We start from the raw sequence: 13,733 nt of genomic DNA on the forward strand, positions 1-13,733 counted from the left end.
CTTGACGGGCGTTGAACGGCGCGTGGCCTTATCTGGCCGTCCCCCAAGGCCGCGTCTTCGGCATCGCTGCCGTCACGTCGACCTCGCGCAGCATCCCGCCCGCGATCAGCCCGTCCCGAACCCAGCCCAGCGCCTGGCACCAGTCGTCATAGCCACGGCGGGCGGCCTCGATTTGGTGAGGGTGGGGCGAGAACGTGACCGGACAGGCGAGGATGTCGATGGTTTTCCACTTGCCTCGTGCGCCGTGGCCACGCACGCGGATGCGCTCGGTGCCGACGACGACGGCCCCCGCATGCGTGCCATGCTGGTTCTGCTTCACGATGGTGGGCACGCAGCGCGGGACGGCGCCGGGCATCCAGTCCGGGGTCAGCCCAGCGCGGGCCAGTTCGGCGACGCGGATCGCCATGCGCTTGCCGCCGAGGCTGTCGGGGATCCCGGCCACGGTGGCGGCGATCACCTCGGCGTCCTCGTGGGTATAGCCGCCGATCTTGTGCTGTCCGCCGTCGATCTTGCAGCCGAGCATAGCGCGCTGGAGGAGGACGTATTCCAGGCCGAAGCCGAAACCTTCCTCGGTGATGTCCGGGGGCAGGGGCAGTTCCAGCTGCGCTTGTTCCACCCGGAACGCCCATTCCAGCGCCGCCTGCACGCCCAGCGCGCGCTTGATCCTGGTGCCGCTGACACGGCCGTGGAAACTCATGGCTGCAATCCTTCAAGGAAATCCATCTGCGCTGGGCGATGGGCTGCATCCGTCGGCCGCCAGATCCACGGGCCCGAGGCCATGGGCAGCTGCGAGAGAGCGCCACGCATGTGCTGCTGCCAGAGGGTGAACTCCGTTGCCGAGCAGGCGCAGAGCGCGTGCCCGATGGGCCAGCCCATCAGCCATCCGACGAAGAGCGGGTTCAGCCGCCGCCGCGACCTGCCTTTCAGGATCCGCCGCGAGACGACGCGCCCATGCGAGGCAATCATCGAAGCCCAGAGCGGGCGCGAGATCGGGGCGTGCGGCGAGGACCTGGGCCCATCCGGCCAAGTCGCCGGGGCAGGGCGGGTGAAGCCCTGCTCCGCCCGGTAGTGCAGCAGGTCCATCCGGGACTTGCCGTCGGCACGGGTGATGCTGGCCTCGGAACTGCCCTTCCAGTTCTGGGCGGCCGGGGTCGGCCAGTGGTTCGGCAGGGCTTTCGCGATGCCCAGCGCCAGCGCCTCGGCCTTGCGGGTGAAGTCGCTGTTCCCGGCCGGGTTGTAGCGGCCAGTGCCGGGATGCAGGCTCATCGGTGTGGGCCAGGATGAAGATCCGCAACCGCTCGTGCGGCGCGCCGACTTCTGCCGCCGAGAACAGGCCCGCCGCAGGCGTGTAGCCCAATCCCGAAAGCTCTCGCAGGACGGTCTCGAGGCCGAGGGTGACGTGACCGGCGACGTTTTCGAGGAAGACCCATTCCGGGCGGCATTCGCCGATGACGCGGGCGACGTCGGGCCAGAGGTGACGGGGATCGTCGGCCCCGCCGCGCTTTCCGGCCGCGCTGAAGGGCTGGCAGGGGTATCCAGCGAGGATGGCGTCGAATGCGCCGCGGAAGGGACGGGCGTCGAAGCTGCGCAGGTCGGTCCAGATCGGGGCTGGGGCGAAGTAGCCCGCGCGCTGGGCGGCGAGGAGGACCGCCCTTGGCCAGTCCTCCCATTCGACGAAGGCGCGGGTGTGATAGCCGGGTTCGGCGAGCATGATGCCCAGATCAAGGCCTCCGCCGCCTGCGCAGAGGGAGAGTCCATGCCGGGGACGAAGCACCATGCCATTCACCGCACCCCGCGCTCGCGCAGGCGTTCGGCCGTGACCAGCCCCCGGGCAAGCATGGCATCGCGCATGGTGTTGCTGATCGCGCTGACCGGCAGGTAGCGGTCGGAGTTGACCAGATCGGCGTAGAACGCTGGCAGGTCGGTGATCGGCTTCGCCGCCGCGGCAGGGGACGCTTTGGGCTTCCGGCGCTTGCGACCGGCATCCTCGACCTTGCGCTGGGCGGCGCGCTGCATGGCGCGGTCCAGCGCCTTCGGTCCATCGGGCGGTTCGGGGTGTTTCTGGCGGCTGGCCTCGGCGGTAGCGATGATCTCCGCCTCGGTCAGCCCCAGTTCGTCGCGCCAGCGCTGGACGTGCAGCCGGGGCGGCCAGCCTTGCCACCAGTCGGGCAGGGCGGCGGGGTCTAGGCCCAGCGCTGCCAGCAGGTCCCCGAAAACCTCATCGGAAATCGCCTCGCGCGCTTGCGCGCCCTCCTCCTCCTTTACTGGTTTACTTAGAGGTTCCCTTACAGGGTTAGTGTCCGGATTTCGGACACGGCTTTCGGCAATTTCCGGACACGGGTCAGCCGGAAAATCGGACACGGCTCCGGCACAACCTCCGTGTCCGAAATCCGGACACGGCAGTGCATCAACCATGTCGTCACCAGCACAAGCATCGGCATCGTCGACGCTTTCTGTGTTCTCATTCTCACCGTGTCCGATTTCCGGACACGGCACCACAGCCACGGGTGTGAAGCCCGGCTCGAACCCCAGGATGTAGCGGGTGGGCAGCTGGCGCTTGGTCACGGGATCAAGCCGCGGCACGCGCCGCAGCAGGCCCACGGCCTCGAGCTGGCCAAGGTGATCGTTCAGCGTCGACCGGCTGATCTCGCAGTCATGTGCTAGCCGATCCTGCGAGGGAAAGCAGCCATAGTCCGGGTTGAACCTGTCGCAGAGGTGCCAGAGCACGATCTTGGTCGTGGGCTTCAGCCCGCGCTGCTTGATGGCCCAGTTGGTGGCCTCATGGCTCATGGCGCGGGCCTCCGCCTGGGAGGGGCGATGCACGTCGTGAAGCCGTGATCGGCGAGCGCGCCCAGCGCGTCATCAAGACTGCGCACAAGCGCCCAGCCAAAGCCCTGCGCCTGCACCGCATCGCGAAACGCCTCCTGCTCCGGCCGCAGCCGTCCCTTCGGCGCCTTCAGTTCGAGGAACAGGACACGGCCTTCGCAGAGCACCATCAGATCGGCGAACCCGGCATGGACGCCCATGCCGATAAGGATCGCCTGGCGCTTGGCCCCGCGGGGCCCGGCTTCGGTCACCTCGTTGGCGCAGTGATGGATGATGGCCGAGCGGGGCAGGGCGATGCGCAGCGCCTGCACGACGGCGCGCTGGAGATCAGCCTCGGGGGTGCCACGGCGCATCATCGCGCAGCCCTCCTCTGATCCTCGCACTGGGCGCGCCGTACCGGCCGCCGCGCATCGACGACGACCAGCAGGCGCTGGGCATCAGCACGCTCGCCCGGGGTCTCGCCATGCTGGACGAGCACGTTGCAGGCGAGCCGGATGAGGAGATCACTGTGATGCGCGACGTCAGCGATGACGGCGCGCGCCTCGGCCACGCGGTCGGCGGGCCATTCGGAGCGGGGTTGGAAAGTCATCACCGGCGCCCTCCGGCACGACGGCGGCGCGGGGCTGCCTGCTCCTGCTCCTCCAGCCATTCCTCGACAGCGGCGCGGCGGTAATAGACCTTGCGCCCGGCGCGGACGCAGGGCGGTCCCGTCCGCATGGCCTCCCACCGGCGCAGGGTGTCGACCGAAAGGCCGAGTTCCAGCGCGAGGTCGAGGCGGCTGATCCAGCCGACCAGCAGCGTGCGGGGTTTGTCTTGTCGGTCTGGCATCGATCCGAGATGCGGCATCGGGGTCTCCTGGTCCTGGCCCCGAAGATCGGGGACGTCTTGCAGGGACCAGTGAGCGCAGAGGCCGCAGGGTGGCGGCGAGGCGGAGGGTGGCAGAAAGGACGCCACCTTTGTGCCACCCCTTGTTTCGTTAGGGTTTTCGATGGTGATCGGGCTAAGCGAGGTGATGTGGGGCGAGGCCGCCAGATGGACGAAACTGAGGCGAAGGCCGCAAACACCAGCGAACAGTCGCATTGACTGTGATTGACCGGCATTGACGGACAAAGAAGGGGTGGCACCCGACACGGCACCCCTGCCACCCATTGAAATCATTGAGGATTGGCCGTTCCAGACCGCTTCAGAGGCTTGATTTGCAGCGCTATGATCACGCCTGCCGCCTTAGACGCACCAATGCGCATGCGGTCGCCAGTCGCGGACTGATCCGCCCAGCGCCAAAGCTCCAAGAAAACAAGGGGTGGCGCGGCCTTGGCGTCCTTCGTGCCACTCTCCGCCTCCCCGCCACCAACCTCGCCATGCTTGCCTTGATAGTCAGGCGAAACCACGCCTCATGTCGGATGCAAGAAGGACCGAAGCCATGCCCGAACGCATCAAGCTGACCGAGAAAGTGCTGCGCGACGCCGAGCCGGTGCCGGGGCGGGACTACCAGATCTTCGACACCGACATCCGGGGCTTTGCCGCCTGCATCTACCGCGGCGGCGGGCGGGCCTTCACGCTGGACTACCGCCATGCCGGGCGCCAGCGCCGGATGACCTTCGGGCGCTGGCCGGAATGGTCGGTGTCGGCCGCTCGGGAGCGGGCCAAGGAACTGCGGCGCGAGATCGACGCCGGGGCCGATCCATTGGGCCAGCGCGAGGCAAAGCGCGAAGCCCCGCGCGTGTCCGACCTCATCGAGCGCTACCGCGCGGAACATCTTCCGAAACTGTCAGCGCGAAGCGCAGCCGACCAGCGGTCGGCGCTGGCCAAGATGGTGGAACCGGTCTGGGGCCGGAAGCTGGTGAAGGAAATCACTCCGACCGACGTCGACAAGCTCCTGACCAAGATCGCCGAGGGCAGGGCGCGGCCCCACAAGGAAAAACCCAACAACCGGGCGCGCAAGCTGCAGGGGGCCAAGCCCACGCCGGTGCGCGCCAACCGGATCGGCGAGGTGCTGCGCAAGATGTTCACGCTGGCGGTCCAGTGGGGCTGGTGCGAGGAGAACCCCGCCCAGCGCTTTCACCGCCGCACCGAGACGCCGCGCGAACGCTTCCTCTCCAAAGAGGAAATCTCCAAGCTCGCTGCCGCGCTGGATGCCGCCGAAGATCGGCGCGCGGCCGACATCATTCGGATGTGCATGCTGACCGGCGCCCGGCTGGGCGAGGTGCGGCAGGCCCGGTTCGAACAGTTCAACCTCGAGCACATGAGCTGGTCGAAGCCGCCCACCATGACGAAACAGTGCCGCGCCCACCGCGTGCCGATCTCGGACGAGACCGCCGCCATCGTGCGCCAGCGCCAGCTGCTGGTGCCGAAAGGATCGCCGTGGCTCTTCCCCGGCGACACGCCCGGGCAACCGGTGCAGGAGGTGCGGCGGTTCTGGGCGCAGGTCCAGAAGCAGTGCGGGCTGCAGGACGTCCGGATCCATGACCTGCGCCACACCTTTGCGTCCTTGTTGGTCAGCGGCGGGGCCTCGCTGGAAATGATCGGCAAGCTTCTGGGTCACAGCCAGATGCAGACGACCCTGCGATATGCCCACCTGATGGACTCGCCCCTGCGCGCTGGGGTGGACGCGGTCGCCAGCGCCTTCCGGCCAAAGCCTCGGCTTGTTCATGACGCCGACGATCAGGGCGGCCGAAAGACCGCGTGACTCGGCAAGCCAAAGCCCCGCATCGTCACGATCCTTCTCCTCGCAGCTTCTTCCAGACCGGCGTCACCCTGCGCCGGATGCTACGGCTGTCAGGGATCTTCCGGCCGTCCGACTGATCCGCGAACCAGTCCTGCATCTCGGCGACCAATTCCGCCTGCGTGGCGGGGAGGCCCCGGTCATGGATGCGATGGATCAAGGCCACCATCATGCCTTCCCAATCATAGGGTGTGGTCGCGCCGGGGCCGCTCGTCACGCGGCGGACCATCTCATTCTCTTCCTCGAAGGCATGGACATCCTCGGCCAGGATCAGCATGTCGGCCACGGCGACGGGAATGCCGCCCGCAGGATCAGTGATCAGCAACCAGTCCTGGCGCCCGATGGGCTGGATGCGCCGCATCACGCCTTCAGTCGGGCCCGTGCCGCAGCGGCGGAACAGAGGCAACAGTTCCATCGGGGACAGCACGACCTTGCCCGCTACGACCTCGTCACCGCAGCGAACGGCGGGGATGCCAGTCAGGATCCGGAACCGGCCTGCATCGGCCCATCCCGCGACATCGGCGATGTTGCAGCCCCAGCGGGCGGTGACTTCGTGAACGGTGAAATAGACGCGCGGCGGCAAGCCCATGAACGGTACATCCTCATCAAGACAGAGGATCGGCCTTGCTCAAACCACCTGCAGCCCGCGCCACGAAGGTGCGGGGGAATACATGATCGGTGACAACGTCGTTGGGGGCGCCAAAGCGCCTCGACCCTGCCAGAATGCCGTTCCGATAGACCTGTTATGCTTTTGGTTGAGGGCTGCTCTCCTCAAGGATGCACCGTGCCGCGGGCTTCGATTCGGAGCAAGGGGGTGGCCCGAACGAAGCTGTGGATAAGGGTAGCGGGTGCATGAAGCCGCTCATCAACGCGTTCTGCGACTGTTTGCGGGAACGCTGTGCGCATGAAAATGCATGAAAAACAGAGTGTTTGAAGGTCCCTATGCCGTGCCCAAGCGGATTAAGGCAAAAGGCGTGAAACGTGTAATCATGTGATTGACGAGCGCAGGGGTGGGCATATATACATTCCACAACAAATATTATTTCACGGAGATAGCCTCATGCGTAAGGTCGTCAGAGAGTATCAGCAGCTGTGTCGCGCTGAAGGTGTTGACTTGCTCGGCATCGAGCCGCGCGGCCGTCACTACGCTCTTCATTTCGAGAGAGGGTTCCTCATCGCGGCCTCCACCCCCTCCGATCACCGCGCGCGCCACAACCTCCGCGCCATGATCCGCCGCCTGCACGCTTGAAGGACAAGACCATGAACATGCCCGCCCTCACTCCCGAGACGATGACGGCCGAACAGCGCCGCGAGACCTGGTTCCACCGCGAGCTGGCCGGGTACTTCAGCGCCGACAACATCGACTACCGGCAGAACTGGGATTACGGACCCGAACTTCTCGAGCTTCTCGCCTCCCGTTTCCGCGTGATCGAGATGATCCTCGGCGCAGAGGAAGTCGCGCCGCACCTGTTCGCGACGCTGCATGGTCCCGATGTCGAAGGCGAGACCTGGCGCGAGGCGTTCGAGACCTATGACCCGGTTCTGACCCCGCACTGGACCGGCACGAAGCTGATCGACAATGCTGGCATCTACGGCCTCTACGGTGTGCTTCCGGCTGATGTTGCGTTCGATGCCCGCAAGGAGTGGGTTGATGCACTGGCGCAGCAGCTGGACCAGTTCCGGCAGGTCGCGCAGCCCGAGCCGCAGGGTGTGATTGCCCGGATCATCAATCTCGCGCTTTCGCGTCACGCCATCGACACCGGCGCAGGCGAAGTCGACCTGCAGTCGCTCGCCCTGTTCGGCGGTGTCACGGAAGGCCGGATCCGGAACATCCTGTCCAGCGGCGATGGTGGTCTGGAAAAGGTTGGTCAGCGTGTGACGTCCGTCAGCGCAGCTTCTTGGCTGAAAGGTCGGAAGGAGTTCTTTGCCTCGATCTGGCAGCAGCCGGATGAGGCGGCGCCCGAGGCGCCGAGCCCGGACTTCTCGGACGAGGTGGTTTTTGTTCCCGTCGCTGCAGACGGCAGCTATTTCCATCCCGGCCTCGCGCGGGGCGGCAAGTTCATGATCGGGGCAAAGGGTGAAGAGGTGCAGTATTCCTCGTTCGGCGAGGCGCTGTCCGCCTTGCACAAGATGGCCACCCCGCGCTGGCGCCGCCCGAATGAAGCGGGCAACTGGGGTATCGTTTCGGGACGCGACTGGAAGCGCATCGAACGCCGCCAGCTGATGTCGATGTGATCCGGAGTTTGATGATGATGCGTTTTTCTGCCGAAGACCTGCTTTCCGCCCTTCTCGAAGCGGCGCCACGCCCGACCGTTCAGGCGCCGCGCGATGCACGTGGACTTTACGGCCTCGTCGATCACCATGGTGATCTTCGCTACATCGGCTCGACCAGTTCGAGGGAACAGACCCTTTATGAACGGATCCACCAGCGCCATCGGACCGGATCGGAGGGCATGAGCCACTACTTCTCGCAGATGTACAACACCGGCCGGATGTGGCGCGACCGCAAGGATGGGCTGACCAAGGCCGATGGTGACATTGCCAAGGCACTGCGCAACGAATTCGTCGTCGATCACTGCCGCGCTGTTTGGCTTCCCTTGCCCGACACGGCGGATATCGCCCGGCTGGAGGCCGAGGTGCTCTCCCTCGCGCCCGATCATGCCATCGCCTGGAACCGGCGCCGGATGCAGGCCTATGAGGAGCCGGTCGATCTGGTCGAAGCCACGCTGAGCCGCCTCGGATGGGGCGCGCGGGAATTGGCGGCCATCGAACGGCAGCGCCTGCGCTTCCTTTCCGCGATGGTTGCTCCCGCGGCTGCGCCAGCGCCGAAGCCCGCGGCCACGCGGCAGACGCGCGTCACGCCCTTTCCCAAGGGCCCGTTCCGCTTCTTTGCTCTGGACGTCGAAACGGCGAACAACGACCGCGGCAGCATCTGCCAGATCGGTGTCGCCTGTGTGCGCCCCGACAATTCCATCGAGACCTGGGTGACTTACGTTGATCCGCAGGTGGAGCGCTGGGTGTTCACCTATCTCCATGGAATCAGTGCCCGCACGGTGCAGGGCGCCCCGACCTTTGCCGAGGTGCTGCCGGTCTTGCGGGATGCGTTGAACGGGGCGACGGTCTACCAGCACTCTGGCTTTGACCGCAGCGCCGTCGCCGCGGCGTGTGGCAACTGCGGCCTGCCGGTCCCGCAGTGGGACTGGCGCGACAGTGTCCACGTTGCCCGCGCTGCCTGGCCCGAATTGCGGGGCAACGGCGGCCATGGCCTTGCAAGCCTCAAGCAGCACCTTGGCCTCATGTTCGAGCACCATGACGCAGGTGAGGACGCCCGCGCGGCAGCGGAAGTGGTCCTGCGTGCCGAAGGCGTTCAACCCCCTCGCACGCAGATCCCGGTTCAGGCGGGCCGCGTGACGATTGCGGACGAAGAGGATTTTGACCTGATCGAAGACAGCGTCGCCACTGTGGAGATCCTCCACGAGCCCCTCGCCGCACCGATGCGGTCGGACGCAATCCTGCGCCAGCACACCGGGCGCCACATCGGCACGACCGAAATCACGCAGGGCAACATCGACAACAACCACATCTATCTCAGGAGCTTCTTCGAAAAGTTTCCTGCTGATGCCATCGGTGGATCGAACCGTGCATCGGCCGCCCAGCGCGATATTGCCGTCGACTGGGGTGGAGCGGTCGTTGTCATGACAGACCTCGATGGTCAGAAGAAGTTCTTCCGCAAGCGCGGCTGGATCCGGGAGTTCTTCGAACGGCATGGCGTTCGCGCCGGGGACATGGTGACGGTCGAGGAAGTGGCACCCTACAGCTATCGTGTGGCGCTCCAGCGGCGTCTTACCTAGAAATGGATGCCAGGCTGCGGGATATTGGCCCCAGGCAGAATCCCGCGGCCTCGTTCCGAGCGATCACGTTAGTGAGGGGCAATGGCCGAGCGCAATGACATATCGGGCCTTCTGGCCTTCATCAGCCGTGAAGGCGACTGGCGGGAACGGCTGCAAGATGTGGTCGCCGAACACCTGATGCCCGCGTTGGAAGAATTCGAGATCGATCAGGACGGCTTGGCCGACCTGCTGGGTGAGCAGTGGTCAGGCGTCCTATGGGGGTGCGGGTTTGAGGATTTCCTTGGCCAGCACTATGAGGACGGCAACATCGTCGATCTCTACCTGAAACGGCGCGGCTGGAAGGAAACGGCGCTGAACAGGGCCTATTTCGCCGCGCTAAGGGATGCGCCGGTCAGTCTGTATGAAGTTAGCGATGTCCAGCCCGGGACGTCTATGGTGCTGCGCGACTTGCTGTCGGATGCCGCACCTGTAACGGTCAGAGAGAAATCCGCCACGCGGACGCTGAAACAATGGGACCGGATCGCCGTGCGGGTGGTGCCCGAGCGTGATCATCATGTGATCTCCGGGGCGCTGTTGCCCTTCCGGGCCGAGGCGGTCGATTTCCTGTTTGCCGGGCTGCGCGATGCCCTGAAGCTGAAGAAGCGAGATGCGCTGCGGCTCTCGCACGATCAGCTGATGGGCTGCGCGCCCATCTTCACTTCCGCCTGGCTGTTCATCGAGATCGACCGTGCCCTCACCCCGGCACAGCCGCAGTTCTCCAATTCGGACGGCGACGATGTGCTGTTCCACGATTTGCGGTACCCGCTTGCCAGCGGCGTGACGCAGAAAGCAGTGGCGGAGCGGCTGGACCGGGTGAAAGGCTTCCTGCCGGAAGGACCGAAGTTCTGGAACTGGCTGGCCACGCGGAAGGGGCGCGTTGGCAAGGTAGGCAGCGGCATCATGCTCGATACGCAGATGGAAGGCGCCACCGTTCTGGGTTCGCTGGAATTGGCGGGCAAGACGCTGCTCGTGACCGTCAACTCGGCCGAGCGCGCGGCCAAGGTCCAGAAGTTGATCGGTGCGGCCGCCGGGGATCTGTTGAGATCGCCTTTGACCACGATCCGGACGGTTGAGCAGATGCGGGCCGACCAACGGCGTGAAGGGCCAAGTGACGCCGCCGCTGAAATCCCGCCCGAGATCGCGCGCCATCTCATGCGGGATCACCTGGACAAGCACTACCGCGAAACGCTGGACGCGCCGATTCCGGCACTGGGCGGCAAGTCACCGCGCCAGGCTGTGCGCACGTCCGCGGGGCGCGAGAAGGTGATCGACTGGCTTAAGATGCTGGAGAACCGGAGCGCCGGGCATGGGGAGGGTCCGATTTCCGAGTACGATTTCGGCTGGATGTGGGTCGAGCTTGGGCTGCAGGAACATCGGAAATGAAGGGCGACAAGACAGTCTGCGATGATGATCTGCGGGGGAGGGCGCAAGGGCTACATCAACACCACATCAACCCGCGACTGCGGGCTTCATGCCGGTCTTGCGTGTGAATCCGTGCGAACGCTGATGTTTGCGAGGGTCAAAATCACGCCAGAACAAAGGCTTGCCCCGTAAGTGGCTGAATTTTCTGATTATTCGGTTTTGCCCTTCCATGGGCTCATAACCTGAAGGTCGTAGGTTCAAATCCTACCCCCGCAACCAAAAACCCGTCGCAAAAGCGGCGGGCTTTGTCGTTTTGGCACCCCTCCCAATCGCGTGCCCCCCGTCTGACCGGGGAGGCTGCGCCAGCGTGCAGCCTGACGCAAATCGCACCGCGTTTGGGACCGGGGGCCAGCACATTCCGATCACGCATCACCCATGTGACCGCGCTTCAGTTCCGTTACGATAAACCACACCCAGCGCAGCACCTAAACCCGCGCGCCGCAAGCCGCCGCTGTCAGATGGGTTGCGGATCATGGTCGCTGCGATGCCGCTCTGTCCGCTCAAGCCCGCCGGGTTGGCCTATGGTCCGTCGCCAGATTGCGCAGATGCAGCACCATAGCGGTTGGCAGGCTGCCTGAATGTCCCCCTTCGACCCCAGGTATCAACCGGCGCAGCAAGGCACTGGCCATCGCGCGCGTGTATCCCGCGCAGAAGGCCCGCACGAAATGCGGCGACATCAGCTGATCGCCCAGCGCGTTCCTCACCCCGACCTCAGGCACATCGCGCCCGGATCAGCCGGGCATGGCCGCGCCCGCCGCCCCCTTGCTGGCCCCGCCCAAAAGCCAGACACCATGCATTCCGCCTTCGCCTTCGCCTTCAGCGCAGCGCAGATCCTGAATCGTGGTACCGAACAGACGCACCAATAAAAACACGCTTTTCCCCGTCTGAGGCCGCGCCCGCCGCTTTCCCGCCAGACACGGGACTGCTGAACCGGGGCAGCAACCTTGTTGCACCCGTGCGGCGGTCTCGTTTTCCAAGGCGTGGGCCTCCGCACATATCGGGCCATGGCGGCCCTTACAGGTTCAGAAAAGCGGCCTGTCGCGGCCCGATCAACGCCCCGTGCGGTTTTTGCAGGGCGCGCGGGGCGATTGGCGTTTTGGGTGGCAGGTGGGTGGGCGGTTGCCCTGAAAATGGGCAGCGCGGTTACGCGCGGGGCGTCAGCCCGCCCTCGTGGATCAGAAATTCGGCAATTTCTTCAATGCCTTTGCCGTTGCGTAAAGAGGCCATCACCACAGCCCGCCCCTGCCGCGATGCCCGCGCGTCCGATTCCAGCAGCGCCGCATCCACGCCCACATGCGGCGCCAGATCGGTCTTGTTGACGACCAGCAGGTCAGATCGCGCCAGCCCCGGCCCCTTTTTGCGCGGAATGTCCTGACCGGCGGCGGTGTCGATGACATAGATCGTCAGATCGGCCAGTTCCGGGCTGAAGGTGGCGGCCAGATTGTCCCCGCCGGATTCGATCAGGATCAGGTCCAGATCGGGGAAGGCCGCGGTCAGATCGGCAATGGCGGCCAGGTTGATGCTGGCATCTTCGCGGATCGCGGTATGCGGGCAGCCGCCGGTTTCCACGCCGCGGATACGTTCGTCTGGCAGCACCTGCGCGCGCATCAGGGCCTCGGCATCCTCGCGGGTATAGATGTCGTTGGTGATCACCGCCATCGACAGGCGCGGGGCCAGAATGCGCGCCAGATGTTCGGTCAGCGTGGTCTTGCCAGCGCCGACCGGGCCACCGATTCCAACGCGCAGGGGTCCGTTTGTCATGTCCTGAAAATCCTTGTTTCCATGGTTTCGTGGCGCATCTGGGCGATATCCGCGCCAATGGCGCAGCCGCCCAGATCGTCCTGGGTCGCGTCGGCGGCGCGGGCGGCCAGACGCAGGATCAGCGCCCCCAGCCCCGCCAGCACCTTCTGGCCGTCGGTTTGGCCCAAGGGCAAAAACCGCACCGCCGCCTGTGTCAGGTTCAGCGCCTGATTGTGCAAAAACAGCGCGATCAGTTCGGCGCGCGGCAGGTCCAGCCCGGCCATCGCGCGCCCTACCGCGACCGGCAGGGCCAGCGCGTCACCGGGCGCGCCGGTCAGCGCGGCGGCGTGGCGGGCGAAGGCCGCGCCTTGTTCGGTGGTCTCGGTCAGGCGTTCGGCGGGCAGGCACAGGGCGCGGGCCAGATCGTCCAGCGCGGCATGATCGGCGCCGGGGCGCAGCGCCAGCGACAGGATCACCGCATCCGACCAGCCCGCGCCGTATTCCAGCACTTCGGCCAGCCAGCGCGCCACCCCCCCGGCATCGCGCACCGCGCCCTGATCCATCGCCCATTCCAACCCCTGCGCATAGGCAAAGCCGCCCACCGGAAAGGCGGGCGACAGCATCTGCACGGCCAGCAGGCGGGCGGCAGCGGGCTTAATGGCTGTGTCCAAAGGTCCGCCCGTGGCCATAGGCCCCGCCCTCGGGGCGGAACGGCGCGAAGCTGCGTGTGAGCCGGGCACCCAGTTGCACCAACATCGCCTCAAGCACCGGATCGGCGCGGATCACCAGATGATCGCCGCCCATCTGACAGGGGCAGTGCCGGTTGCCGATATGCCAGGCCAGACGCGGCAGATCGCCGGTTATCCGCAAAAGCTGTTCGCGCGCCTCGACCACCTCGACCACGCGCCCATCGGCCAAGGCGAAGGCGGCGCCGGGGGGCAGGCTGATCACCTGCGGCAGGTCGACCAGAAAGCTGTCGCCCGCCTCGGTCACCAGCCGTTTGCGGCGCAGGCAGCGCGCGTCGTAATCCAGCACGACCCGTCCCGCGACGGGGCGCCCATGGCCCGCATTCAGCACCGCCGAGGCCGTGCCCAGATCGTTCTGCGTCTTTTCAGGCAGGGTCATGGCGGGCC

The 13,733-nt window shown here is 65.9% G+C and carries 16 protein-coding genes and 1 pseudogene; 5 read left to right on the forward strand and 12 right to left on the reverse strand.

Translation table 11 applies throughout. The features are described from left to right. Window positions 1-28 precede the first annotated feature (28 nt). From ACFXP9_RS13500 to ACFXP9_RS13530, 7 genes and pseudogenes are all read right to left on the reverse strand, one after another. Entirely contained in the window at window positions 29-697 is a 669-nt protein-coding gene (locus ACFXP9_RS13500; RefSeq protein WP_397209173.1) for a hypothetical protein, read from the reverse strand. Next, window positions 694-1,266: a DNA methyltransferase gene (locus tag ACFXP9_RS13505; RefSeq protein WP_397209172.1), complete on the reverse strand. Its 573-nt coding sequence runs from the start codon at window positions 1,264-1,266 to the stop codon at window positions 694-696. Before ACFXP9_RS13505 ends, ACFXP9_RS13500 begins: the two co-directional genes overlap by 4 nt. Window positions 1,267-1,318: 52 nt before the next feature. Further along, window positions 1,319-1,777, reverse strand: a pseudogene (locus ACFXP9_RS13510) (DNA cytosine methyltransferase); the annotation flags it as partial. Between the two features lie 5 nt (window positions 1,778-1,782). Next, the gene (locus ACFXP9_RS13515; protein WP_397209171.1) at window positions 1,783-2,790 is read right to left on the reverse strand and encodes a helix-turn-helix domain-containing protein; all 1,008 of its coding nucleotides are present in this window, start codon (window positions 2,788-2,790) and stop codon (window positions 1,783-1,785) included. Continuing rightward, a complete protein-coding gene (locus tag ACFXP9_RS13520) occupies window positions 2,787-3,182 on the reverse strand; it encodes a VRR-NUC domain-containing protein (RefSeq protein ID WP_397209170.1) in 396 nt (131 codons plus the stop codon). Before ACFXP9_RS13520 ends, ACFXP9_RS13515 begins: the two co-directional genes overlap by 4 nt. Beyond that, on the reverse strand, window positions 3,179-3,415 hold the full coding sequence (locus tag ACFXP9_RS13525) for a hypothetical protein (protein WP_397209169.1): 237 nt from the start codon (window positions 3,413-3,415) through the stop codon (window positions 3,179-3,181). The genes ACFXP9_RS13520 and ACFXP9_RS13525 overlap by 4 nt, the downstream gene beginning before the upstream one ends. After that, window positions 3,415-3,672, reverse strand: a complete 258-nt coding sequence (locus ACFXP9_RS13530) for a helix-turn-helix transcriptional regulator (protein ID WP_397209168.1) — start codon at window positions 3,670-3,672, stop codon at window positions 3,415-3,417. The genes ACFXP9_RS13525 and ACFXP9_RS13530 overlap by 1 nt, the downstream gene beginning before the upstream one ends. Before the next feature lie 574 nt (window positions 3,673-4,246). Here ACFXP9_RS13530 and ACFXP9_RS13535 point away from each other — a divergent pair. Continuing rightward, window positions 4,247-5,512: a tyrosine-type recombinase/integrase gene (locus ACFXP9_RS13535; RefSeq protein WP_397209167.1), complete on the forward strand. Its 1,266-nt coding sequence runs from the start codon at window positions 4,247-4,249 to the stop codon at window positions 5,510-5,512. Between the two features lie 25 nt (window positions 5,513-5,537). Here ACFXP9_RS13535 and ACFXP9_RS13540 read toward each other — a convergent pair whose 3' ends face one another. Beyond that, a complete protein-coding gene (locus tag ACFXP9_RS13540; RefSeq protein ID WP_397209166.1) occupies window positions 5,538-6,137 on the reverse strand; it encodes a hypothetical protein in 600 nt (199 codons plus the stop codon). 471 nt (window positions 6,138-6,608) lie between these two features. Between ACFXP9_RS13540 and ACFXP9_RS13545 the strand changes: the two genes are divergently transcribed. From ACFXP9_RS13545 to ACFXP9_RS13560, 4 genes are all read left to right on the forward strand, one after another. Continuing rightward, entirely contained in the window at window positions 6,609-6,797 is a 189-nt protein-coding gene (locus ACFXP9_RS13545; RefSeq protein WP_114350963.1) for a hypothetical protein, read from the forward strand. 11 nt (window positions 6,798-6,808) lie between these two features. Further along, window positions 6,809-7,783, forward strand: coding sequence for a hypothetical protein (locus tag ACFXP9_RS13550; RefSeq protein WP_397209165.1), 975 nt, complete (start codon window positions 6,809-6,811; stop codon window positions 7,781-7,783). Window positions 7,784-7,794: 11 nt separating this feature from the next. Then, window positions 7,795-9,399, forward strand: coding sequence for an exonuclease domain-containing protein (locus ACFXP9_RS13555; RefSeq protein WP_397209164.1), 1,605 nt, complete (start codon window positions 7,795-7,797; stop codon window positions 9,397-9,399). An 81-nt stretch (window positions 9,400-9,480) separates the two neighbouring features. After that, entirely contained in the window at window positions 9,481-10,821 is a 1,341-nt protein-coding gene (locus ACFXP9_RS13560) for a hypothetical protein (RefSeq protein WP_397209163.1), read from the forward strand. A 770-nt stretch (window positions 10,822-11,591) separates the two neighbouring features. Here ACFXP9_RS13560 and ACFXP9_RS13565 read toward each other — a convergent pair. The 4 genes from ACFXP9_RS13565 to ACFXP9_RS13580 all read right to left on the reverse strand — a co-directional run bounded on the left by ACFXP9_RS13565 (window position 11,592) and on the right by ACFXP9_RS13580 (window position 13,725). Further along, window positions 11,592-11,837: a hypothetical protein gene (locus tag ACFXP9_RS13565; RefSeq protein WP_397210282.1), complete on the reverse strand. Its 246-nt coding sequence runs from the start codon at window positions 11,835-11,837 to the stop codon at window positions 11,592-11,594. 166 nt (window positions 11,838-12,003) lie between these two features. After that, window positions 12,004-12,621, reverse strand: a complete 618-nt coding sequence (gene ureG, locus ACFXP9_RS13570; protein ID WP_397209091.1) for an urease accessory protein UreG — start codon at window positions 12,619-12,621, stop codon at window positions 12,004-12,006. Beyond that, complete coding sequence (locus tag ACFXP9_RS13575; protein WP_397209090.1) at window positions 12,618-13,289, reverse strand: urease accessory protein UreF; 672 nt, start codon at window positions 13,287-13,289, stop codon at window positions 12,618-12,620. Before ACFXP9_RS13575 ends, ureG begins: the two co-directional genes overlap by 4 nt. Beyond that, window positions 13,255-13,725 (reverse strand): urease accessory protein UreE, encoded by a 471-nt coding sequence (locus ACFXP9_RS13580; RefSeq protein ID WP_397209089.1) that lies wholly within the window; start codon window positions 13,723-13,725, stop codon window positions 13,255-13,257. The genes ACFXP9_RS13575 and ACFXP9_RS13580 overlap by 35 nt, the downstream gene beginning before the upstream one ends. Between the last annotated feature and the right edge of the window lie 8 nt (window positions 13,726-13,733).

The organism is Paracoccus jiaweipingae, from assembly GCF_044335505.1.
In the GTDB taxonomy this organism is placed as follows: domain Bacteria; phylum Pseudomonadota; class Alphaproteobacteria; order Rhodobacterales; family Rhodobacteraceae; genus Paracoccus.

Coding starts and splice junctions, on each gene's coding strand:
- ACFXP9_RS13500 (WP_397209173.1), bottom strand. CDS start 697: ATGAGTTTCCACGGCCGTGTCAGCGGCACCAGGATCAAGCGCGCGCTG.
- ACFXP9_RS13505 (WP_397209172.1), bottom strand. CDS start 1,266: ATGAGCCTGCATCCCGGCACTGGCCGCTACAACCCGGCCGGGAACAGC.
- ACFXP9_RS13515 (WP_397209171.1), bottom strand. CDS start 2,790: ATGAGCCATGAGGCCACCAACTGGGCCATCAAGCAGCGCGGGCTGAAG.
- ACFXP9_RS13520 (WP_397209170.1), bottom strand. CDS start 3,182: ATGATGCGCCGTGGCACCCCCGAGGCTGATCTCCAGCGCGCCGTCGTG.
- ACFXP9_RS13525 (WP_397209169.1), bottom strand. CDS start 3,415: ATGACTTTCCAACCCCGCTCCGAATGGCCCGCCGACCGCGTGGCCGAG.
- ACFXP9_RS13530 (WP_397209168.1), bottom strand. CDS start 3,672: ATGCCGCATCTCGGATCGATGCCAGACCGACAAGACAAACCCCGCACG.
- ACFXP9_RS13535 (WP_397209167.1), top strand. CDS start 4,247: ATGCCCGAACGCATCAAGCTGACCGAGAAAGTGCTGCGCGACGCCGAG.
- ACFXP9_RS13540 (WP_397209166.1), bottom strand. CDS start 6,137: ATGGGCTTGCCGCCGCGCGTCTATTTCACCGTTCACGAAGTCACCGCC.
- ACFXP9_RS13545 (WP_114350963.1), top strand. CDS start 6,609: ATGCGTAAGGTCGTCAGAGAGTATCAGCAGCTGTGTCGCGCTGAAGGT.
- ACFXP9_RS13550 (WP_397209165.1), top strand. CDS start 6,809: ATGAACATGCCCGCCCTCACTCCCGAGACGATGACGGCCGAACAGCGC.
- ACFXP9_RS13555 (WP_397209164.1), top strand. CDS start 7,795: ATGATGATGCGTTTTTCTGCCGAAGACCTGCTTTCCGCCCTTCTCGAA.
- ACFXP9_RS13560 (WP_397209163.1), top strand. CDS start 9,481: ATGGCCGAGCGCAATGACATATCGGGCCTTCTGGCCTTCATCAGCCGT.
- ureG (WP_397209091.1), bottom strand. CDS start 12,621: ATGACAAACGGACCCCTGCGCGTTGGAATCGGTGGCCCGGTCGGCGCT.
- ACFXP9_RS13575 (WP_397209090.1), bottom strand. CDS start 13,289: ATGGCCACGGGCGGACCTTTGGACACAGCCATTAAGCCCGCTGCCGCC.
- ACFXP9_RS13580 (WP_397209089.1), bottom strand. CDS start 13,725: ATGACCCTGCCTGAAAAGACGCAGAACGATCTGGGCACGGCCTCGGCG.